20 protein-coding genes are annotated in these 23,046 nt (G+C 40.5%); 5 read left to right on the plus strand and 15 right to left on the minus strand.

From position 1 onward, the window contains the following. Window positions 1-127: 127 nt before the first annotated feature. From CRO16_RS00220 to CRO16_RS00230, 3 genes are all read left to right on the plus strand, one after another. Complete coding sequence (locus CRO16_RS00220) at window positions 128-1,885, plus strand: ABC transporter ATP-binding protein (RefSeq protein ID WP_097054351.1); 1,758 nt, start codon at window positions 128-130, stop codon at window positions 1,883-1,885. Window positions 1,886-1,960: 75 nt separating this feature from the next. After that, on the plus strand, window positions 1,961-2,350 hold the full coding sequence (locus CRO16_RS00225) for a PUR family DNA/RNA-binding protein (RefSeq protein WP_097054352.1): 390 nt from the start codon (window positions 1,961-1,963) through the stop codon (window positions 2,348-2,350). A gap of 80 nt (window positions 2,351-2,430) precedes the next feature. Continuing rightward, window positions 2,431-4,953, plus strand: a complete 2,523-nt coding sequence (locus tag CRO16_RS00230) for a M14 family metallopeptidase (protein ID WP_097055715.1) — start codon at window positions 2,431-2,433, stop codon at window positions 4,951-4,953. A 276-nt stretch (window positions 4,954-5,229) separates the two neighbouring features. Here the strand turns inward: CRO16_RS00230 and CRO16_RS00235 are convergent, their stop codons facing one another. Further along, entirely contained in the window at window positions 5,230-5,874 is a 645-nt protein-coding gene (locus CRO16_RS00235; protein ID WP_097054353.1) for a cation transporter, read from the minus strand. A 175-nt stretch (window positions 5,875-6,049) separates the two neighbouring features. Between CRO16_RS00235 and CRO16_RS00240 the strand changes: the two genes are divergently transcribed. Next, on the plus strand, window positions 6,050-6,538 hold the full coding sequence (locus tag CRO16_RS00240) for an endonuclease domain-containing protein (RefSeq protein ID WP_097054354.1): 489 nt from the start codon (window positions 6,050-6,052) through the stop codon (window positions 6,536-6,538). A 199-nt stretch (window positions 6,539-6,737) separates the two neighbouring features. Here CRO16_RS00240 and CRO16_RS00245 read toward each other — a convergent pair whose 3' ends face one another. The 4 genes from CRO16_RS00245 to CRO16_RS00265 all read right to left on the minus strand — a co-directional run bounded on the left by CRO16_RS00245 (window position 6,738) and on the right by CRO16_RS00265 (window position 10,491). Then, window positions 6,738-8,921, minus strand: a complete 2,184-nt coding sequence (locus CRO16_RS00245; protein WP_097054355.1) for a TonB-dependent receptor — start codon at window positions 8,919-8,921, stop codon at window positions 6,738-6,740. Between the two features lie 64 nt (window positions 8,922-8,985). Then, window positions 8,986-9,273 (minus strand): hypothetical protein, encoded by a 288-nt coding sequence (locus tag CRO16_RS00250; RefSeq protein WP_097054356.1) that lies wholly within the window; start codon window positions 9,271-9,273, stop codon window positions 8,986-8,988. A 33-nt stretch (window positions 9,274-9,306) separates the two neighbouring features. Beyond that, the gene (locus CRO16_RS00255; RefSeq protein WP_097054357.1) at window positions 9,307-9,645 is read right to left on the minus strand and encodes a tRNA-binding protein; all 339 of its coding nucleotides are present in this window, start codon (window positions 9,643-9,645) and stop codon (window positions 9,307-9,309) included. 387 nt (window positions 9,646-10,032) lie between these two features. Then, window positions 10,033-10,491, minus strand: a complete 459-nt coding sequence (locus CRO16_RS00265) for an Mpo1 family 2-hydroxy fatty acid dioxygenase (RefSeq protein WP_097054359.1) — start codon at window positions 10,489-10,491, stop codon at window positions 10,033-10,035. Between the two features lie 92 nt (window positions 10,492-10,583). Here CRO16_RS00265 and CRO16_RS00270 point away from each other — a divergent pair, with 92 nt between their 5' ends. Continuing rightward, window positions 10,584-11,153: a thioredoxin family protein gene (locus CRO16_RS00270; protein WP_097054360.1), complete on the plus strand. Its 570-nt coding sequence runs from the start codon at window positions 10,584-10,586 to the stop codon at window positions 11,151-11,153. Window positions 11,154-11,479: 326 nt separating this feature from the next. Here CRO16_RS00270 and CRO16_RS00275 read toward each other — a convergent pair whose 3' ends face one another. From CRO16_RS00275 to CRO16_RS00320, 10 genes are all read right to left on the minus strand, one after another. Beyond that, window positions 11,480-12,607 carry a hypothetical protein gene (locus CRO16_RS00275; protein WP_143544378.1) on the minus strand — a complete coding sequence of 376 codons (1,128 nt, stop codon included), beginning with the start codon at window positions 12,605-12,607 and terminating at the stop codon, window positions 11,480-11,482. A gap of 147 nt (window positions 12,608-12,754) precedes the next feature. Beyond that, window positions 12,755-13,750 carry an STELLO glycosyltransferase family protein gene (locus CRO16_RS00280; protein ID WP_097054362.1) on the minus strand — a complete coding sequence of 332 codons (996 nt, stop codon included), beginning with the start codon at window positions 13,748-13,750 and terminating at the stop codon, window positions 12,755-12,757. Between the two features lie 47 nt (window positions 13,751-13,797). After that, window positions 13,798-14,526: a glycosyltransferase gene (locus CRO16_RS00285; protein WP_218839718.1), complete on the minus strand. Its 729-nt coding sequence runs from the start codon at window positions 14,524-14,526 to the stop codon at window positions 13,798-13,800. A gap of 178 nt (window positions 14,527-14,704) precedes the next feature. Next, window positions 14,705-15,568 carry a glycosyltransferase family 4 protein gene (locus CRO16_RS00290; protein ID WP_317042517.1) on the minus strand — a complete coding sequence of 288 codons (864 nt, stop codon included), beginning with the start codon at window positions 15,566-15,568 and terminating at the stop codon, window positions 14,705-14,707. Between the two features lie 665 nt (window positions 15,569-16,233). Further along, on the minus strand, window positions 16,234-17,250 hold the full coding sequence (locus CRO16_RS00295; protein ID WP_097054364.1) for a glycosyltransferase family 4 protein: 1,017 nt from the start codon (window positions 17,248-17,250) through the stop codon (window positions 16,234-16,236). 3 nt (window positions 17,251-17,253) lie between these two features. Further along, window positions 17,254-18,627, minus strand: a complete 1,374-nt coding sequence (locus tag CRO16_RS00300; RefSeq protein ID WP_097054365.1) for an O-antigen ligase family protein — start codon at window positions 18,625-18,627, stop codon at window positions 17,254-17,256. Next, the gene (locus CRO16_RS00305; RefSeq protein WP_097054366.1) at window positions 18,605-19,741 is read right to left on the minus strand and encodes a glycosyltransferase; all 1,137 of its coding nucleotides are present in this window, start codon (window positions 19,739-19,741) and stop codon (window positions 18,605-18,607) included. Before CRO16_RS00305 ends, CRO16_RS00300 begins: the two co-directional genes overlap by 23 nt. Continuing rightward, window positions 19,738-20,832 carry a glycosyltransferase family 4 protein gene (locus tag CRO16_RS00310; protein WP_097054367.1) on the minus strand — a complete coding sequence of 365 codons (1,095 nt, stop codon included), beginning with the start codon at window positions 20,830-20,832 and terminating at the stop codon, window positions 19,738-19,740. Before CRO16_RS00310 ends, CRO16_RS00305 begins: the two co-directional genes overlap by 4 nt. Beyond that, window positions 20,819-22,147: a glycosyltransferase family A protein gene (locus tag CRO16_RS00315; protein WP_097054368.1), complete on the minus strand. Its 1,329-nt coding sequence runs from the start codon at window positions 22,145-22,147 to the stop codon at window positions 20,819-20,821. The genes CRO16_RS00310 and CRO16_RS00315 overlap by 14 nt, the downstream gene beginning before the upstream one ends. Before the next feature lie 21 nt (window positions 22,148-22,168). Then, entirely contained in the window at window positions 22,169-23,041 is an 873-nt protein-coding gene (locus CRO16_RS00320; protein ID WP_097054369.1) for a polysaccharide pyruvyl transferase family protein, read from the minus strand. Between the last annotated feature and the right edge of the window lie 5 nt (window positions 23,042-23,046).

Raw genomic sequence — 23,046 nt, forward strand, 5'->3', positions numbered from 1 at the left:
GTTTTTTAATTTAAAAAATTTCGGTTATCGAAAAATTGTATGGCAAAAGTAAATAATATTTCAATTTCTAAACCTTTTGCACCTCCAAAAATAAGAAATCGAAAATATTTTGAAGTTGTTTACCAGTATGAAAGAATTAAAGCATCTAAATAAATACTTCTATAAATATAAATGGCACCTCATAGGCGGGATCTTTATTACCATCATCGCCAGGGTATTTGCGCTAGTCACTCCGCGGTACATAGGTGAATCCACCAGTGCCATAGAAAGATGGGTGAATGGAGAAGTGACTTCGGAAGCTGCGCTGCGCTCTGAATTGATGACCAATATCCTCATCATCCTTGGCGCCACCCTCCTTGCAGGACTTTTCACCTTCCTGATGCGACAGGCGATCATTGTGGTCTCCCGGCATATTGAATACGACCTCAAGAACGAAGTCTTCCAGAAATACCAGGAGCTGTCCCTTAACTTTTACAAAAAGAACCGAACCGGGGACCTCATGAACCGCATTAGCGAAGATGTTTCCAAGGTGCGTATGTATGCGGGACCGGCCTTTATGTACAGCATTCAAACCGGGATCCTGTTTATTGTGGTGATCCCGTACATGTTCCTGCAGGCACCGGAGCTTACCCTGTATGTGATCGCTCCCCTGCCCATCCTCTCTTTTGCCATTTACAAGCTGAGTGTGGCGATCAACAAGAAGAGTACCATCGTGCAGCAATACCTTTCCAAGCTAAACACTTTTACACAAGAGAGCTTTAGCGGAATATCAGTGATCAAATCCTACGGACTGGAACCTCAAACAGGGGCTTCTTTCGTCACCTTGTCCAATGAAAATAAAGAGAAGAATATTGATCTGGTGAAGGTGCAGGCTTTCTTTTTTCCACTCATGGTCTTGCTTATTGGTGCCAGTAATATCCTGGTGATCTATATAGGTGGGAAAAAATTCATTAGCGGCGAAATAGCCGAACTCGGGATCATAGTTGAATTCCTGCTCTATGTGAACATGCTTACCTGGCCGGTGGCCACTGTAGGTTGGGTGACGTCCATCGTTCAGCAGGCCGCAGCTTCCCAAAAACGTATAAACGAGTTTCTGAAGGAGGTACCACAAATTCAAAATCCCTCGACAACGCCTGAAGATGTGCAGGGTTCCATAGCTTTCAAAAATGTCACCTTCACCTACGAAGATACGAATATCACCGCCCTCAAAAATGTAGGTTTCGAAGTAGAATCCGGAGAAACCCTGGCGATCATAGGAAAAACAGGTTCGGGGAAATCTACGATCCTGGAATTAATTGGAAGGTTATATGACGTGGAGCAGGGAGAGATAAGCATTGATGGCAAGGACATCAAAACCATGAACCTGAAAGAACTCCGGGAAAGCATTGGCTACGTGCCGCAGGATGCTTTCCTCTTTAGCGACTCCATCAGGAATAATATAAAATTTGGGAAAGCTGATGCTACCGATGAGGAGATCATCACCGCCGCCAAAAATGCCGCTGTGCACAGGAATATTGAAGGCTTCAGCAAAGGTTATGACACTGTGCTTGGGGAAAGAGGAATTACCCTTTCCGGCGGACAAAAACAGCGGGTATCAATTGCCCGGGCGATAGTGCACGATCCAAAAATTCTTCTTTTTGACGATTCACTTTCCGCAGTAGATACAGAAACGGAGGAGGAAATTCTGAATAACCTCTTCAGGATCAGTAAAAATAAGACGACGATCATCGTTAGTCACAGGATCTCATCGGTAAAAAATGCCGATAAGATCATCATTCTTGAAGACGGGCAGGTAGTACAACGCGGGACGCACCAGCAATTGCTTAACACCGAGGGATATTACCGGGAGCTCTACCTCAAACAGCTCAGTGAAAAAGAAATGTAAAAATTTGTTGTAGAATGTTAATTTTTTTTAGATTTTTGAACCTATGATTTACAAACCGTAAAAGATAAATTGATTATGAGCGACAATGGAACGATTGAAAAAGAAGAGATTTTTTCCAAGGTCTTGAGAGCCGGGAGACGCACCTATTTCTTTGATGTTAGGGCGACTAAGGCAAACGATTATTACCTGACGATTACCGAGAGTAAAAAATTCACCAATGAAGACGGATCTTTCCACTACAAAAAGCACAAGATCTACCTTTACAAAGAAGATTTTATCGGTTTTAATGAAATCCTGCAGGAGATGACCGATTACATTCTTAATGAAAAAGGTGAGGAAGTGATCAGCGAGCGTCACCAGAAGAATTTCAAGAAGGAATATGAGGAAGAAACCGAGCCGCAGTCTGCAACTGCCGCTGCTCCTTCTGCTGCTGCCTTTACCGATATCAGTTTTGAAGATATATAATTGAAAATATACTCCATAAAAAAACCGTCCCGAGCAATTGGGACGGTTTTTTTATATTGGGGTGCTAAAAAATGCCTTTTATGAAATCTCTTTTATTTGCCCTTGGTTTTTTGCTAAGCCTGCCGGCCTTTGCCCAGGAAGAGCTTGAGCTTGACCTTTCCTATTATCTGCCTCAGGATGTCACCTACAACAAAAATATTCCCACCCCTCAGGACGTACTCGACTACATTCCCGGGGAATGGCATGCCAGCCATGATCAAATTCTGATCTATATGTATATCCTGGCCGAAGCTTCTCCACGGATCAGCATTGAAAACAGGGGTTTCACCTATGAAAAAAGGCCGCTGGTGTTGCTTACCATTACTGCGGAAGAGAATCATGAAAATCTGGAACAAATAAGGGAACAGCATCTTTCTCTGACCAAAGCCGGATCTGAAAATTTAGATATTTCCCAGATGCCTATTGTGGTAAACCAGGGCTTCTCCATCCACGGGAATGAAGCCAGCGGTGCCAATGCCGCTATTCTTGCTGCTTACCATTTAGCTGCTGCTGAAGGACCCGAAATCGAGGAGCTGCTCGACAATACCATAATTCTTTTTGATCCTGTGTTCAATCCCGATGGGCTGCAGCGTTTCGCGAACTGGGCCAACATCCATAAAAGCGAAAATATCAACCCCGATCCCCAGGATCGCGAGTACGATGAAGTGTGGCCGGGCGGCAGAACAAATCACTACTGGTTTGATATGAACCGGGACTGGCTGCCTGTACAGCTGCCCGAAAGCCGCGCCAGAATAAAAACCTTCCATAAATGGTATCCCAACATATTGACCGATCATCATGAAATGGGCTCCAATTCCTCCTTTTTCTTTCAGCCCGGTATTCCGTCAAGAACTCATCCTCTTACTCCTGCCTTGAATCAGGAATTGACAAAGGAAATCGGCACTTATCACGCTGCAGCCTTTGATGACATAGGTTCTCTTTACTATACCGAAGAGAATTACGACGATTTTTACTATGGAAAAGGATCTACTTTCCCCGATATCCAGGGAAGCATCGGGATCTTGTTTGAGCAAGGCAGCTCCCGCGGACATGCACAGGAAACCGATAACGGGATCCTTACCTTTCCTTTCACCATTAAAAATCAATTCACCGCTGCTCTTTCCACTTTGGAAGCCGCAAAGAAGATGCGTGTAAAGCTGCTGGATTATCAGCGGAATTTTTATCAGAATGCACGCAAAGAGGCGGGAAAAGGCGCTTATGTCTTCGGAAATTCCAAAGATGCAACTTCGGCTTACAAGCTGGCTGAGATCCTGCAGCGCCACCAGGTGGAACTGCATGAAGTGAAAGAGAAATTCAGTTTAAACGGAGAAACCTTTGAACCCGGAAGCAGCTACCTGGTTCCTAAACAGCAGCGACAGCACCGACTTGTAGAAGCAATGTTTGAAAGAAGAACCGAATTTCAGGATAGTTTGTTCTATGATATCTCTGCATGGTCTTTCCCGCTGGCTTTCAATCTCGACTTCAGCAGTGATGTCGCGATGAAATATGCAGGGGAACCCATTGACAGCCTTACAAAACCTACCGGGTCTGCACCTGAAAAGAGCGGGTACGCTTACCTCATGGAGTGGCATGCCTTCGAAGCTCCCAAAGCATTGAACAAGATCCTGAATAAAGGCCTAAGGGCTAAAGTAGCCATGCAGCAGTTCAATCTTGGCAACCGCAACTACGATTACGGCACCATCATGATCCCTGCGCAGAATCAGAAAATGAATGCAGACGAGATCTATAACTTTCTAAAGCAACTCTCCAAAGATACCCATGTGGAAATTTCAGCTGCAGACACCGGACTTACCGGGGGGGTGAATTTGGGTAGCAACGAGTTTCGTGCCCTTGAACCACAGGAAGTAGCACTTATTGTAGGCAACGGAATCACACCTTATGATGCGGGAGAGATCTGGCACCTGTTCGACCAGCAATATGATATGAAGATCACCAAACTGGATCTTTCAAATTTCTCAGGAGCCGATCTAAGCAGGTATACCGATATTATCCTTCCAAACCAATGGGGTGGCAAAGCTTTGGGAGAAGGAGAAGCCAAAAAATTAAAGGAATGGGTCCACGACGGCGGCACCCTTATAGGTTATAAAAATGCTGCCAGCTGGCTGGATAAAAATGAATTCATGGAGATTGAATTCAAGGAGAATGAAGTGCAGGCGAAAAATGTCACTTTTGAGCAGCGACAGGATTTTAGAGGTGCGCAGGGAATTGGCGGAGCTATTTTTGAAGCAAAACAGGATCGCTCTCATCCAATCAACTTTGGATATAAGAATAACAAAATTCCGCTTTTTAGAGACACCACTATCTTTATAGAAGCCGATTCTACAAGTTATAAGAATCCGCTGCAATACACAGAGAAACCACTTTTAAGCGGGTACATCAGTGAAGAAAACCTGGAGCTCCTTCCCGGCACAGTTCCGTTTAAGCATAACAGTATGGGAAGAGGAAATGTGATCCTTTTCACGGATAATACTAACTTCAGGGCTTTTTGGTATGGCACTAATAAGCTATTGATGAATGCTGTGTTCTTTGGGGAAGAAATGTGATGTAGTATTGAGAAGTTAGTATTGAGTATTGAGAATAAAAAGGAGAGGTTCCAAAAATGTGATTTTTGGAACCTCTCCTTTTTTTTGGCTAAAGCCCAATATTTTTAAGTCTTTTCAGAACCTCCGGCTTCGGCCGGAGGCAATTCAAATTTTTTATCAAATATTGAATTACCAGTGGCTTTAGCCACTGGTTAGAGATAATTAAAGGAAAGGGCTTTAGCCCAACGATTCTGTTGACACTAATCTAAATACTCAATTCTCTATACTCAATACTCATTAACAACAATCACTGCTACGACTCAAACTTTTGGATCTTGCATTTTCAAAGGCTTCCCTGCCCTCTTTCCAGGCATACCAGGCAATCCCAAGACTACCCAGGGCGTCAACATAAGGGATCTGCCACAGTTCATAAAGCAGGCTTGAAGCCAAAAGAATAAAGGAAAGATAAAAGCAGGTCTTGGTGCATTTGGCGTCGGAAATGATGGGCTTACTATCCAGCTGATTTCCTACCTTTATTTTTTCACGGTACAAAAAGTACATCGTGAGAATAGACAATACAGCAATGATGATCCCTGCCAGGGTGGTGTCGGGTTCAGACTTGTTGATCACTGCGAGGATCGCTCCAATAACTAATCCGGCGGTGAGGATATACAGGGCTGTACCGGTAACTTTCAATGCCGTTATTTCAAAGCTGTCTCTTTCCACTACAGGATTTCTTTTCATCCTGTAGATCATATGTGCTATTCCTATTCCCGAAAGCACTTCCACAAAACTGTCCAATCCAAATCCAAAAAGTGCAAGCGTTTCATCACTGGCACCATAGAAGGTAGAAACGATCCCTTCAAGAAGATTATACCCAATGGTGATGAAGCTAAGGATAAGGGCATAGTGCAACCTTTTATTGTATAATGAAATTTCCATAAATACTAAGATAGAAATACGAAGCTAGAATGTCGAAGTTACACACACCAAGTTCACTCCTTTCAATCAATAAAGGAGAATAGAAAAATTAGGCTTAAGCCGGAGGCAATTCATGAAAATCCATTTTTACCTGTCAGCTTGAAAAATTCGTTATCAAAATTTATTATTTTTAACAATGGCCGGTAAGAACTACAAAGCATCATTTGAACAGTCCCCTCCCTCGGAGGGGTGGCCGCAGGCCGGGGTGGGTAAGCCTCCAATTCTCACTATCATAGATTCCACACCAATTAAACGAAGACAAATTTCTTACCTGGAAGTAAATAAAAATTTGAGAAACCGAGCAAGATCCTTACGTAAAATGGGTAATAAGCCCGAAATAGTATTTTGGCAACAGGTTCATAAAGGAAAATTTTACAACATTGATTTTGACAGGCAGAGAGTAATTGGAAATTATATAGTTGATTTTTATATAAAAGGCCTTGGTTTGATTATAGAAATTAACGGCTCCAGTCACAACGAGAAGGTAGAGTATGATGAGCGACGTGAGAAATATTTCAAAGATCTGGGACTTCAGGTTTGGAAAACCACTTCTTCTGAAGTCATGATGGATGTTGAACAGGTGTTGGAGAATTTGAAAACTTTTATTTTAAAAAACTGTTCCTGACATGGTTGCTCAGCCAACAAACTCTCTTACAATAGTGAAAATACAGGATAAGGAAATTGGCTTCCCATCCCACCCCGCCCCCTGGGCACCCCTCCGGAGGAGGGGACGCTCAGATGAATAATTTTTAGCAAAAAAGGCAACTCACAACTGACAACTCACAACTTGAAATAAGCAAAGGGTCACTGGAAATCTGCAATAATTAAAGATTGATCTTTATCCCCCCATTCACTACAAAACCATCCACCGGTGCATAGATATCCCTGAACTGCGGATTCGAAATGGAGCCGGTGTAGATGCTGTCAAATCGTGATTGCCGGGTATCTGTGAAATTCTCAAAATTCAGGAAGAGGGAGAAATTCTCCCATTTCTTCTCAGTCATTAAACCAAAGATCCAGTAATCCTGTCCGGTTAGGTCACCTTCCAGTTTTTGTTTTCCGAAGTAATAGCCCTCAAGACCAATCATCAGCTTATCATGGATCTCGTAAACCAGCACATTATTCAGCCTGTGTTGGGCAACAAGCGGCATCTCAAAAGTCTCTCCGTCGTAATGCCGGTTTACATCGGCCAGAGTATATCCTGTGAAGAGTTTGAAATTTCCGTAGCTAAACCGGAAATTTGCTTCCAGTCCCTGCGTGTCCAGATACCCCTCAGGCTGCCGGTATTCATAAACCGGAGTTGGTGTATTTTCAAAGCTCTGTCCCAAAATGAGAGGATCATTAACGCGGGTGTAAAAGAAGAGGGTATTCACACTGAACTCGATCATCTCAAAAAGATCTGTGCGGTAGTTGATGTCAAAATTTGCACCGATCGAACGTTCAGCTTCAGTTGCTGAAACGTCTATAGGCAACACGTTCCTAAACTGTATCCTTTCAGCATCTTCAGTAAAAATTGTGGGAGTTTTATAGCCGAGTCCGCCGCCAATCCTGGTGGTAATGGCATCAGAAATATTAAACATCGCAGAAATCCGAGGCAGTACAAACCAGCCATATTCATTCTGGTAATCTGTACGTAAACCGGTTTCAAGGCTGAATTTGTGAGACAGGCGCCAGTTATTCTGCAAAAATGCTCCATAGGTGATGTGGTTGTAATCTACAACTTCAGTATTTTCAAGCGGTTCCTGCTCAAAACGATCGGAAACCAGGTTGAGTCCGGCTATCCACTCCAGATTTTCCGTTCCGAAATTATAGGCCAGCTCGGTAAATGAAGCCAGTTGGTCTCCGGAAAAGGTGTAATCAGGGATCTCAATCTTTCGTTCAAAGAAACTAAAGCTATTCTTGATACTTAAGAAATTGCCATTTTCAAAATCCTGAGAATATCCGGCGCGGGTAGTGATCCTTTCCGTATTATTTCTCTCAAAATATGGGTCTGTCACATTCTCTCCTTCCAAAAATGCGATATTCCCGCCTGTTCTTTCTTCAATGACTGTATTCACCCCAATTTCAAGAGTAGCAGCTTCGGAAGGGTAATAAAACAACTTAGGATTCACTGTCACCCTGTTCACTTCCGGAATTGCTGTAAGTCCAATGTCTGAAGGATCGTAAGGATCGCTGTAATTATAAGATGCAAAGACCGTAGTTCCAAAGTTGCGGAATTTATCGGAATAGAATCCGCTTGCATCAAGGCCAAGAGCAGAGGTACCATTCAGCAGAAAATTAATTTCCCGCTCTTCCCCCGGAGTTTTCGAAACCAGGTTAACCAGCCCGGCGATAGCTCCGCCACCATAAAGCGTCGAGGAAGCTCCCTTCACCACCTCCACCTGTTGCAGGTCAAGTGGCACGATTTGCAGCAGACTTAATCCTCCCGAAAAACCGGAATATAAAGGATATCCGTCCTTCAGCAGCTGTGTATATTTCCCGTCCAGTCCCTGAATGCGGATACTGGAATTATAGGAAGTTGCAGAAGTCTGCTGGGTTTGGATCCCGGTTGTTTCATTCAGCAACATGCGAATATCCCCGGGTTTCATATTTCCTTTTTCGCCCAATTCTTCACCCGAGATCACTTCAACACGGGTTGGAAGATCGGCGATAGTTCGGCGGGAACGGGTGGCCGAGATGATCACCTCATCCATATGTTCCCCTTCAGGAGCAAGATAAATGGTACGAAGAGAGGTATCTTCCAAAGGAAAAGTAAGCTGCAATTCCTCTTGTGCAAAGCCCACATAGCTGAACACTAATATTTGTTTTCCATCAGGAATGCCATCAATTTTGATCATTCCTTCCATATTGGCCGTAGCTCCAATTGTAGTTCCTTTTACAAAAGCATTGACCCCATAGAGCGGGGTATTGGTTTCGGCATCAAAAACCTGAGCCTCGAATTGATTTTGAGCAGTTGAAACTGCAGAAATTAGCACCAGGGCTAAAAACGATAATAATCTTATGTACATTTTTATTGTTTAAAGTGAATAAAGAAGTTCCGTAGTCATATAACTTCGGAAAAATTGATAGTTATTACACTTTTTTGGGAGGTTGCCAGATGTCGAACGACAAATCTGATTGAAATTTTACTTCCAGCTGTTCATTAAGAGGTTTATAGATGCCGGAAAAATAAGGAAGTTCAGGAGATAATTGATTTTGCACAAAACCTGCGCAACTGCCACAGCTTAGAAAGGGAGAGCAGGAGTCATCGCTTTCAGAAGTTTCTCCTATGGAAATTTGCTCGTCACATGAGTCCCAACAGCAGGGAACAGCATTAAGAAAGATTACCAGAAAGGAAAGTAAAACTGCCGCAGTTTTCATGGCCCCAAATTTACAAAAGCTGGAGCAAATTCATTAACCAATTCTCAACCCGTTTTCCACCGGAAAATCGGTATTGAGCAGCACAATATCATTTTTAGCACCTACAGCCCCCAGTACCAGGCATTCACTCATAAAACTAGCGATCTGTTTCTTCGGAAAATTTATTACGGCAATTACCTGCCTGTCCTGCAAATCATTAATACTATAACGCCGGGTGATCTGCGCCGAAGATTTGAGGATGCCGATTTCAGGACCAAAGTCGATCCTGAGCTGATACGCCGGATTCCGCGCTTCGGGAAAGTCTGAAACTTCAATAATGGTTCCCACCCGCATTTCTACTTTTTCGAAGTCATTCCAGGTTATTTGGTTCATTGGTTAATTGGGGATTAGTTAATTGGTTAATTGGGCTGTTGGTTATTGGTGTGGAAACAAAGTTAAAAATTCTGTTCATCCCCCCCCAACCCTCCCCAAGGGGGCTATATAAGATTTGCTTCGCCCTCGTCACGGATTGCAAATCCGCGCCATCGGAAAGGGATTCAAAATTCATCATCTCCCCCCGCCCTCTCCAAAGGAGAGGGAGCTAATCAGTCAAAAATTCTGCGAAATTCTGCGAGATCAGCGGGAAACATTTTCGGTTTTCCCCTCCCGTATTCCGAAGGATCGGGAGGTGCCGAAAAAGTTTTGGGTATTTTACACTTCTAACTTCGTACTTCTAAAATCTACCTTCTCAATACTCATTACTAACTACTCACTACTATCTCACCCAAACACCTTTTTAATCACCCACGCCGGACCAATGAGCAGGAATTGAATATCCTTTAAAAAAGAAGGTTTTTGACCTTCGATCTTATGTCCGTAGAACTGGCCGATCCAGGCTATTACAAAGATTAAAAGGGAGATCATCCATAGTGGGACCAGCTTAGCCAGGTAATAATTCCCGGCAATACAAAGCGTGGCGAAGATGAGGATCTTAATTCCCATAGAAATGGAAAGCCTCATGTAGAAGAGTAATACCAGGAGCAGCGCTACTACTGCCCAGTTCTCCAAAAACGGAATATACATTGGAAAAACTTTTACCAGCGGACCGGGCGGAATACTCATTAAGAGGCCGACAATAGAAAAGAAGATGGCCGGAACACAAATATAATGGATGAGTTGATTGGTATGGTTTTGATGGCTTACCGCATATTCCGAAAACCATTGATCAAGTGTTTTCATAATTTCTTCAGGATTAGCAGCAACAAGATAGGAATTTCAGGAAAAATCCGAAGGAAATTTGTATTTTCAGAGCTCTAAAATAACTTTTAAGAATGGCAGAAATCGCTTCCAATAATCTACCGCTGGGTTCAAAACTCATAGATTTTGAATTACCCGATTCGGTTACGGCAAACCTGTATTCCCTGGCCGAAGTGCAGGGAGAACGGGGAACCGTGATCATGTTTCTCTGCAACCACTGCCCCTACGTGAAGCACGTGGTAGATGAGATTGTAAGGGTGGCAAATGATTATAGGGTACTGGGATTTAGTTTTGTGGCCATCAGCAGCAATGATGTGGAGCAGTATCCCGAAGATCATCCGGATCTTATGTGGAAATTTGCGAGGAAACATAATTTCACCTTCCCCTACCTTTACGACCGCACCCAGGAGGTAGCGCGGAATTACAAAGCCGAATGCACCCCCGATTTTTACCTTTTTGACGGGGAAGAAATACTGGTCTATCACGGACAGCTTGACAGCTCCCGCCCGGGTAACGGCCATTCCACCAACGGAAGAGACCTTAGAGAAGCCCTGGACGCCGTCCTCAATAGCCGTCCTGTTCCCGGTCCGCAGAGGCCGAGTGTGGGATGCGGGATCAAATGGAAATATAAGGGGAAGGTTTAAGGGTAAAAAAATTCCAAACACCAAATTCCAGTTCGCCCTCGTCACGGATTGCAAATCCGCGCCAGCGGGAGGGATTCAAGATTCAAAATTCAGGATTCACTCCGGCCTATTTTAGACATTGAATTAATGATCCACTGATCACCAACTGCAGAATTAATACTGCCTACGGTGCACCTTGAAGGAGGTTTAATCGACTTGCTTGCCCTAGTCACCGCAAATCCGCGCAAGCGGGAGGGATTCAAGGATTCATTGTTTATTGTCATTGTTTCATTTTTCTCACCCCTCCTTCAATATTGTGGGTGCCGAGAAGAATGGGATGGGATAAATTATATTCCTGAAACTGTAAATATTAATTCTATTACTCTTGAGATAAATTTTAAAACAATTATAAAGGAACTGGAATTAATAGTGGAGGTAAGGCTCCATGAATGTGCCGGAAAACCAATTAAAAGACATAGCAAAAGTATAGAAGTTCCTTTAAAAACTTGTGTTAAGAGTAAGTTTATTTTTCTGGTAGCATTAGAAATAACTTGAGGGAATAGCTGATTCAATTCCCTTTGGGACAGGATTAAATAAACAGCAAAAGATGATGTGACCCACAGAAATATCCATCTCCCATAGTCCCAACCAAGAATAAATAAAGGAACAACGGAAATAAATTGAAGAAGCAAGAGATTGGAGATAATTGTTTTAGAAAAGACATTATACCCCTGGTAACCCAATAATTTAATGTTCAACTTGTCAGTATTGCTTAAAATGAAATAGATTACAACAATAATTACAATCCATCCTATGGGAGCATAAATACCATCTTGAAAGTTGCGTAAAGTGTGGTAACTGAATAAAAGACCCTGCTTCAAGGACCAGGACAAACCATCAATTGCTGCTGGAATATTTAATTTTTCAGCAGACTCATGTGGAAAAGAAATAGCTTTCCATGAGTCCCAGATTTTTTGAGAAATATAAAATGAACCCTTATAATATAAAACAAGAAAGAAGACCAGCAAAGAGGGAAATAAAAATAATACAGAAGTCCAGAAGGATTTCTTTTTGGAATAAAGCAATAAAAATATAATCGGAAATCCAAAAAAAGCAATAGACTCGTGGATTAAGATACCTACTACTAAAGAAAGATTAACAAATATTAAGTTTGGTCTAGTTCTTCTTGTGATTAGATGAATTATTAGAATAAAAATAAGCACTAAGAGAATATCCTTTCTTACCCAGAAATCATGAATAATTGGATTCCCTAGAAAAATAACGAAAGGCAGGAAAAATAAAGTGTATCCCCCTTTTTTCAGCTTAATTACAAAGAAACCTATTAAAAGAATAAAAGAAATTAGACTCAGAGTTATGATAGCACTATATGGGTCTAATCCACAACATGAATTTAATTTAAGAATTATTTCTCCGAGTAATCCCCTCCTTACAAAACCTCCCTGGTAATTAATCAAGAACTCGGTAATTTGCCAGCTCTCTTTACTATAACCCAATCTAATTTTCTGGATTAGTAGATAGATCAGGAAAAAAGAAAAAAGAAAGTAATAACAATTAAGAATTAAGGTTCTGGAGTATTTTACCTTCATGGATAACAATGCTAATTAAGATTTAATATCCTCTAACCAACTATGTAACAGGTCAAGTTCCTTTTCGCCAACAAAGCCTAATCGAACTAACTCTTTGTAACACGTATTCATATTTTCGGCAATGTGTTCTTTTCCTTCTTTAAGGTTCAGGTCATTCAAACATTTACCTATTTCTAAGTTTTTCGTATAGCCTATAATTTCATCTTGAAAATCTTTCATGAGGTCATGATTATTCCTTTCTTGTCGAACAGTACTCTGGTGGAATAAAACCGGCCATCCACAAGTCCAGGCAATTCTTTGAGCCACAAAAGAGCGCCAAATGTCTGTCATTCGAAAACTACAAAAGGAGGGTAAATATAATAAGGGAAAAGCTTCTTTGAACCATGTAGTATTCTGACTGTTGAAGGGACAAAATGTATGCTTTCCCAAAGCTACATTGTGAAATTTATTAAAAGTTAATGGCAAAGAACAAGTAAGTCTAAATATGGCATCCACATCTGGATTCTCATCCGCCAATCCCTGCTGAATGGGACAGTCAATTAAATTTCTTGTGGTCAACTCCGGTAATTTATTTTTAATCTTTTCTAATGGAAACCCCCTTGGCCATATATTAGCTTTTGTAAAAAATTTATAAACATTAACCCATCCTTCATTCTCTAATAAATACGCAGGCACACTTCGGCTTCTGTTTATCCAAAAATCTTCCAGAGGAAAATTGTCATCATCAGTTTCAATTATTTTCTTAGCACCTTTAGAAATTGCTATTAAATAACCTAGATTTTTCCTTGAATAGTGCCTTAATGGTAAAATTTCAGCAAGTGAATATGGCAAGGATTCTTGTCTCTTAAGAGAGTAAAAATCACAGCCTTCCAGCTTAAAATCTTCCGGGCTTTTTGTATCTCCTATCACAATGTATCCAACATCATTTTTATAAGTTTCATCAGCAAAGGTTCTTAGGACAGAATTTCTGTCATCTGCAATGGAGGTAATTATTAAAAAGGTTTTATCCATAATCTGATATTTCAAATCTTAATGCCCAGGAATATTCTGCAGCTTCATTAAACCACAGGAGTTTTAAACCTTAAGCGTAAGAAAAAATAATGAAGTAATACTTGAAAGGAATTTTTAATCGCCTTCTGCGAAACACTTGGAGAAGGAGCACGATAATGTATTGGAATCTCCGCATACCTGCTTTTCCGTAATAAATAACGCAATTCTGTTTGATAGAAATGAGCTTTCGATAGTAATTTGTAATCAACAAATCTGTTTACAATATGTGCATGAAAACCCTGATAACCTGAGGTCATATCATATAATTTTGTACCTAAAAGAACATTGGATAAAATAGTTCCGAATTTGGACAAGAAGCTACGTTTCCATGTAGAATCACATATTGAACCACCATTAATAAATCGACTCCCAAACGCACATTCATTTCCTTCATTTAAGACTCTTAAGAACATTGGTAAAGCTTTTGGATCGTGAGAAAGGCCGGCATCCATTTCAATAATAATTTGATGCCCATTATTTAATGCTTCTCTATAACCTCTCAAATAAGCATCAACAACATTTTTATTTTCGGGAGCCCAGACTGTGATAAATCTGACATCACTTCGTGAAAGTGTCATACATAATTCCAGAGTGTTATCCCGAGAAACTTTATCAACGATGAAATATATTGTTCCAGTTCCTAATCCATCTAATACTTCAGTCAGAGAGGAGACAAATGGATGAAAATCTGAAGATTCATTGGCCAGAGGAACTATTACAGCAAAGTCGGATTTCATCACGTTACTTTATAAAGAAGGAGTTTTGTCTTCTGTCCAGTTTTCTTGTTACAAGAAAAATGATAGAACAGGTGCGTTATGTTAATAAAATAAAATTGGGTTAAAAGTATAGATAATAATTTAAATTCTGTACCCTTTATGTCTCTGTTTCCTACTTCTTAATCCCTCATGCTTCAAACTAAGTACGCAATATCTCTAACCACATCAATTTCACTCTCTCCCAATCAAAAGCCTCTACTTTATTTCTTGCTGCAACTGTTCTTTCCAGGGAACGATGTGGATCCCGGAGGAGGTTGTTGACGGAAACAGCCATACGTTCCGGATCTTTGGGTGGGACCAGCACCCCGTCTATGTCGGCAGAAATGAGGTATGGGAGTCCGCCGGCCTTTGTAGAAATCACGGGCATACCGAGAGCCATAGCCTCAACTACGCTTACGGGGTTGTTGTCGATATTTGTCGTGTTTAGAAAAATGTCAAAATCGGCAGCAAAGGCTGTCCAATCTTCTCTTGATAAGCGACCGGGAAAGCGAACCGGCAGCCGGTGTAGTTTAGCATAGCGAATACAATCCTTCCAGGAGTCATCTTTCTTTGGGCCTATCATGCAGAGTTCGGCATCCGGATATTCAGGCAGCAGGAGTTCCAACACCTTTATTGCCAGCAGCGGATTATAGATCTCTGCAAAGGCACGTACCCACAAAAGTTTTGGCCGAAGCTCATTTCGTTCTTTGTATTGATAATCTTTCAGGTTTATGCTGTTAGGTATATATCTCACGTTTGTAAATCCTGCCTGCTGAAAAATAGTTTTCATGTATAGCGAAGGAGCCACATTTAGAAAAGCCTTCCCAAAGAGCTTTTTTGATGCTTCGGGCGAGCTTTCCAGTCTATTCGGTAATTCTCCCCCATGAAGTATGGGAATATATTTTAGATTAAGCTTTTGACATAGTCGGCCGACTGCATAAGCATACCAGAAATTTTGAGTGCTGTAAGTATCGATAAGGACGTAGTCTGCAGTTTTTCTGTACCTGTAAACCAGCAAGAGCATTTCCACAATGCGAAATAGTTTGTTCTTTTTTGAAGAGGCTGTTTTTACATTAAATCCTTCTTCTCTGAGTAGTGGTGCCAGAGTGTCGATGGAGGTGGGAGTGCCGCCGCTGGTGTATAATTTGTTACCTATGTAGATTAGGTTTTTCAGGATCTGCTTAAAATGTTTGAGTAAAAGTATATAATTTTAGTAGAATTTCACCCTGAGCTCTGACCGTCTTAAGGAAAGGTGGAAGGAGTTTTTTATTAAATGATAATTTTGGACCATTTGCTTCTTTTCCCGTTTTACCCCAACCCTAAAGGGAGCAGGGAAAAGCGTTCTATCAAACCAATGTCCATTAAGTAATTACTAATAATAGTTTTGGATTTAAAACGGCCTATCGAAAATTTTGCGTGAAAATTGAAATGATCCCGATAGCTATCGGGAGTAAAATTTTAGGCTGTTTGAGCGTAATGATTTATAGTTTTAAAAGAAATTTTTCCCGCGAGTTCCTAAAATTTAGGCTCCGAATGAAAATATTAGCAACATTTTCGTAAGCCTAGACTTTTTTGGTTCTTTTTTGGGCGATGCAAAAAAGAACATGCAATTTGTTAAAATTCATTCTCTTGCCCCCGCTCTAAAGGTCGGTGGGCAGAAGAAAGAATGAATTTGAGTTACATCATACCTTATCCATTCAAAACAGAAATCCACTCCTCCTTCACAATTTCCCAGTCGAACTGTTTGACCTTCTCATAAGCGGCTTGTGCAATTTGCTGACACTTTTGAGAGTTCTCAAGCAGTTCTTCTATGGCAGCGACCATAGCGGGGACATCGTTTTGCGGGACTAGGATGCCATCTTTGCCGTTTTCTATGAGGTAAGGCATGCCACCAACGTCTGTGGAGATGACGGGAAGTCCAAGAGCCATGGCTTCTATAACACTTATAGGCGTATTATCAACATCGGTAGAATTAATAAAGAAGTCGTAGTCAACAGAAAGAGCTGCCCAATCCCTCTTTTTCATCTTTCCCGGGAATTCCACGGGTAAATGGTGTTGTGCTGCGTATTCCATGCACTTTTCCATTGAACCGTCCTTCTCAGGTCCTACCATGCACATTTTTGCCTCCGGATGTTTGCGATATATCTGTTCAAAAACCTTTACTGCCATCATGGGATTATAGCGCTCCTGAAATCTGCGGACCCAAAGGAAATTTGGTTTAAAAGTCTTCCTCTCCTTAAAAGGATAATTTTCCAGAGTGATGGAATTTGGAATGATACGGGAATTGGTAAACCCGTGATCAACAAAAATATCATATAAAAAATGAGAGGGCGCTACATTTAGTCGGGCGTTACCGAAGAGAGACTTTGTAAGGTTTGGAGTTTTGTCCAGCCGTTCCTTTAGGTTTCCTCCGTGTAAGATAGGTATATAAGGCAGTTTTAACTGCTGACACAGCTTACCAATGCTGTAGGCATAATAAAAATTTTGGGCGCCATAGGTATCGATAAGCACCACATCGGTATCCTTACGATGACTCCAAATAAGCGAAAGCATTTCCACCAGGCGCAGCGCCTTATTATCTTTAGCAGAGGCCGTTTTCACCCAATATCCCTCCTGCTTCAATACTTCGCTGAAAAAAGAAATATAGGTAGCGGTAAAAGTAGGATTGGATAGATTGTTACCTATATAAAGAATTCTTTTTTTCATCAACTATTCTATAGCCGTACCGGCCGTTTTTGCTTCAAGGCGTTTTATTTTCCCTGGTTTCTTCTTGTCCTCCACAATGTATAAAAGGGCCAGTCCATACACAAAAGCCGGTAGGGCGATCCTCATGGCCGAATGATTTATGGTGAGGAACCAAAAGGCGACAAAGGCTAAAAAGTAGTAATTATTTTTAAATTTCAGCCAAAACAATAAAGGCACAAATATAAGAATAAGGATCGCAAAAATACCAAACATGCCGTGTTCCGATAAGAGACGACTTAATTCATTGTGAGAAGCTACTGCCCAACCTCTGAATTTTTTTCCTCTATCCACTCCAATACCTATAAAGGGATTATTATAAAAACCCTCCAATTCAGTTACAAATAACTCCACCCTTCCTGTAGTAATATCATCTTTTAGCTCTCCTGAAGCGTCACGACCGGTATACCTGTTCACAATTAGCCCCTGTGTCTCTCTAGCAGTGTAACCAACTACCAATAATGCTGCTATTCCCAACATCCCTAACTTAAAGAGAATTCCACTTCTTTCGTGTGCGTTTTGCTTGTAGTAAAAAAGAAGCACAAAAGCTACTATACAAATAATAGCCGTTACAACGCCTCCTCTTGAAAAGGTAACAAGGGCCCTGTAACTCATCAAAGCAAAAAGGATCAAGTCAACCACATTTATAAATTTATTCTTAATAGTGAAAAGGCGCATAAAAAGTATAACTGCACCTAATCCTAATACTGTAGCAATTTGGTTGGGGCCGTAGCCCCCGGAAGTTGCAAAATTTGAGTTGGTACCATACATCAAGGTTTCCCCCACACTTGGGGTACGGAAATACAAATAAACCATATTTGACACCAAAGGCAGCACCAGCATTAAAAGCACTAAATTAAATTCCTTTTTAGATATTTTTTTGTAATAACAATAGAGTGCAGATATACCAAGACAAACAGGACCACTCAAATTAAAAGCTACAGATCTTCTAAATTCACCTAAAGTACTATCCATAGACTGAGACGCAACAAAAATAGCCGGAAACAGAAGAAGGAGGTAAATCCAATAGGGAATAGTTTTCGCTGATGCACCTTTATAGAACATTCCAATCAACAAAAATAGAATAACTGAATACTTTCCTGTTTCCCAAAAAACCGTTGCATGGGTCATCCGAAAAAAAACTTCGCCCCCGGCCATGTAGGCAGCAGCCATTAAGGCCTCGTTATTTCTATTGCGGTTATTTATGACCAGCAAAATAAGCATTACCAAAACTACCGGAAGAATCAAAGCAGCCAAAGGTCTGTATAAAAACACTACAAATCCCAGGGCTACATGAAGCAGCACAAGTGTAAAATAATTATAATTTAATATGCTCCCCATAACCCATTACCTCCTTCTGCAAAATTTTTTCCTGAACTTCGTTTAAAAAAGAATTAAAAGTAAATTGGTAGGACAACATATAATTCCGTTTCACAATTTCCCTGTAATCTTCGTTCTTCAGCAAGAAGCTTTTTTTCAAAATGGAAAATAATCTTTCTTTAGTTATCGGCATTATTAAAAATCCGTTTTCTCCATCTTTAATTATTTGTCCAATGCAGGAGACATCTGAAACTATAGGTACACACCCATAATTCATTCCTTCAGCTATCACCTTTGGGAAACCCTCACTTAGAGAAGGCAGAACAATAAAGTGACACTTTGAAAGAATTACATGTACCTTTTCTCTTGGTTGAAAACCGTGAAAGACAATTCCGGGGATCATTTGTTCATATTTCTCTTTTAATTGCCCATCTCCTACGATATGCACCTGGTTAAATTTTAGTCTGAGATCTACCAAAGCAGACATGAAAATATCGAAACCTTTCTTTTCAGTCAGGCTTCCTACAAAACATATATTGGCACCCTCTGTAATTGTTTTTTGTTCAATTATGCTCTTTCCTAATTCCCTATTCTGTTGAGTTAAACAGGGGTTTTCAAAAGGAACAATGTTCTCAGCCTGATCTGGCCAGGAACCATTCACAGTAACCTTACGACTCTGCTGCTTTAACATCCAGCGTTGCAAGGCATACCCGAAGGGAGGATTTTTTTGTTGCCAATTACCGGCATATTTGAACCAGCCCTTCTTCTTATATTTCATGGTTAGGTAAGGGATAAGATAGATACCTATTCCGGTCGGGGCCCGAAACTGAAATATATCTGATTTTTTCAATACCCCTGATACAATACCTATTGTTTTCCTCAATTGGCTTAAAACCGTCCATTTTTCTTTTAGAGAATTTCCTCCGGAAGGCGGCAGAGGTACAAATTCCACCTTGTTAGACTGGTAGGGAACCGCGCTGCGAGGAGCATTTTCATCATGTAGAAAGGCAACATGATAGATCTTTTTGAAAATTAATGACAGATGATCGATTTCAGCCACTGTTGGTCCCCATCCCACAATGCGTCCATCGGATGTTCTGTAGTGAGCAGTATGTGAAATAATTGCTAGGGTCATTCTTCCAGTATTTGTATATATTTCCCTACCACGTTTTCCCAACGGAACTTCTGGGCCCACTCCATAGCGTTAGAACTATATTCCTGATAATCCTCGAGAATTCTATTAACTGCTGCAAATACTTCTTCCGTATTGCTTTTATTAACCACCAATCCTGAAAAACCATCCTGAACAGCTTCTTCAATTCCGCATCCTTTCGAACCTACGGATGGAATACCAAGAGAATTGGCTTCAAGTATGGCAATACCAAATCCTTCTACATCACCCTCTTCCGTATTTTCACTTAACATCATGAAAATATCAGCTTTTCCAAGCAAGGTACATTTTTCAGCTTCACTCACAGCACCACAGAAAACAACTGCCTTTTCGACCTCAAGTTCTCTTGCCAGGTTTTGTAACTTCTCTATTTCACTAGGAATACCTACTATATAATATCTAAGATCGGGATATTTCTCAAGAAGGCGGGGAAGAGTTTTAATAACATTCTGTTGTCCCTTTCTTTGAGTTACATTCCCAACGGTGATCAGAATAGGCCCGGTTTCAGATCTACTATTTTCCATCGGGGAACAAAAAAGACGAAAACCATTATGGATAACATGTACTTCTTTTAAAGATGAAAGTTTAAGCAGGGATTTTGTGAAGTTACTAACAGAAATTACTTTATCAAAACGTCTTAAAGAAAATTCTGTAAAGCTCCGTAAACCTTTATGTGGTAGTAAAAGCTCACTTCCATGGACTATGGCAATATTTTTTTTCTTCTTACAAAATGATAACAATGCTCCTAACCACAATTGAAATTTGCCTGAAGCCAAAATCACTTCACTCCTACCCGCCAGATAAAAAGCCATTTTTATTCTGTGCAAATAACTTAAAATCATCAGCTTTTTTCTCGGAATTCTTATCACCTGGAACTCGAGAGCAGCATCAAACTTACTTTCTTCTTCTCCTTTTGCTGAACGTCTGTCAGTAAGAACAGTAACAGTATACCCGTGATCTGCCAAACCCTGAGCAAGATTATAGGAATGATTTCCAATACCGCCGGGCTGAGGTGGAAATTCGGAAGTAAATATGGAAATTTTACTTAAACTCATGAATTCGTGCTCCTTGCTCTAATTTTTTAGTTGCCAGTCTCCAGGAAATCAAAACCTGAAGCAAGACCAATGGAAACAAAAGTAGAGAGATAAATGCTCCAAACACTACAAATTTTCTTTCATTTCTGTACCGATAAGGTATTATAGAAGGCGGTACTGATTTTAGCAGAGCTAGAATGCTTCTTTTTGTACCAAAATATTTCCTGTAATAGTATAAGACACTGGGAACAGGTCTGGGAGAAAATAAATTTTTGGGTCGGAAAGAATCCCAACTACCCAGTTCTCTTAATCCTCCACTATGCGCTTTAAGATCAGTACAGTAAGCATAAGGATTGGAAATACTTCTAAAGCCAAAAAGAAAAGCTCTTAAACCAAATTCCCCATCCCCCATTCTCTGCTTTTCGAACTGCCTGTCGAACAGACCTGTTTTTTTAAAAATGTGTTTGTAGAGCATTGCGTTTCCGGAAGCAAATTGCGAGGCAATCGCAAAAAATGATCGGTCTTGAGGAATCTCCGCTCCCTCCGGGAAAAAAACCCCGGCTGAAATATCTGCATCGAAAAAATCCAGACAAACCAAATGACTGCTTAACCAGTCTGTAGGTATTCGCACATCATCTTCAGAAAATGCAACAATATTGGCTTTGGCCTCCTCTACCGCCCTGTTGCGGGCGAGCCACAGCGCTTTTTCCCTCTGTTTCAGCACCTTGATCTGCAGCCGAAAATCTGAATAGAAATCCTCCCTAAAGGGTTGTGATTGATCAACAATAATAATTTCGAAATTTTTATAATCCTGTCTCTCAAAATCAGATAAGACATCCCCCAGGTATTCATAGCGATTTAAAGTGGGAATAATAACACTAACGAGCGGATTTTCCTTTACCAGAGAAGATTGGTAATTGTCCCATTCCAAATCGTTATTTAGGATGGAAAAATTTGTTATCCTTTTTTTACTGCTACTCCGTCTCCAGGCAATGACCTCTTTAACGATGTTTTTGAAAGTCAGCACTCGTAGGAGAAAAACATACACCGCCCAAACCGGGTGAAAATATTTTCTGAGAAAACGATATTCATCCTCCAGAGGGATTTCTTTAAACTTTGAATATGTTGGAGCTGGACCTGTATACCCAAATTTTACAGCCCGCCAGGATCTGTCATATTCAGCGGCAGAGGAACTAATGAAATCCTGATCGGGAAGGATCTGTTCCAATACTCTCTCGGGCAGATGGGAAACAACAGGGAAGATCGAAGTTCCATCCTTTCGGTATAACTGGAAGTAATGTGTCGGTTGAAGATATTTCAGGAATTGGAACATCATAATTTTCTGAGAGAGAACATTTTATTTTTGACTGATTTCGGAAAAAACTGAATTATAAATTCTTTCAATTTCCTGCTGTTTTTCAACTAGATAATTTTCAGTATATCTTAGTTTACACCTTCCAATGATCTCCTCTACAGATAAATCCGGCCTATAATCAAGATGTTCAGGATCAACATCCATTCCCAGGTAATAATCGCAAAACTTAAAAATGCCGCCAACCGGCCTGTCTCCTAACCGAAGGTGAATATTCGGAATTCTGAATGAATCGGCAAAAATAAGTCCGTGAAGGGAAGAGGAAGCTATAAAACGACATTGCTTAATCTGTTTGGCTACCTTAAATGGATGATCTCTCGGATCTATGATCTTAGTTTCAGCAACACAAGATAAATGTTTAATAAAATCTATATCTCTTTTATGGGGGACTATTCCCAATTTAAACTTTTTCTTCTCCTGACATGGGTATATTTTAGAAGCAAGTATTCCCGGATCAGCATATAAAACTTCAGAGGGGGCATCACATCTTTTTCCGCTCAGGGGTCCTCTGATTATTCTTATTTTCCATTGATTAGAATTTCTTACATATCTTTCCGAAATAAAACCTGCACCAAGTATATATCCTGAATATTCTCTTTTAAAGTTTCCAAGAATCGATCCTGTGAAAACGGTTTGACTTTTTTCGGGAACAACATAAATTAATTCTGCATCAAAATAATTAACAAGATCTCTGTTAAAGCTATCTCCAAAATTATTGATGCGGGCATAATAAGAATAAATTATTCTTTGGTTAAAAATTTTGGCCTTCAATTTCCTCCAATTATTTACCTGATCAAGATATAACCGGTGAAAAATAAGATAGGTAGTTTTAAAAAAAGAATATTTCCCTTTTGCCATTCCTG

It is taken from the genome of Salinimicrobium sediminis (assembly GCF_900215295.1).
Taxonomy (GTDB): Bacteria; Bacteroidota; Bacteroidia; order Flavobacteriales; family Flavobacteriaceae; genus Salinimicrobium; species Salinimicrobium sediminis.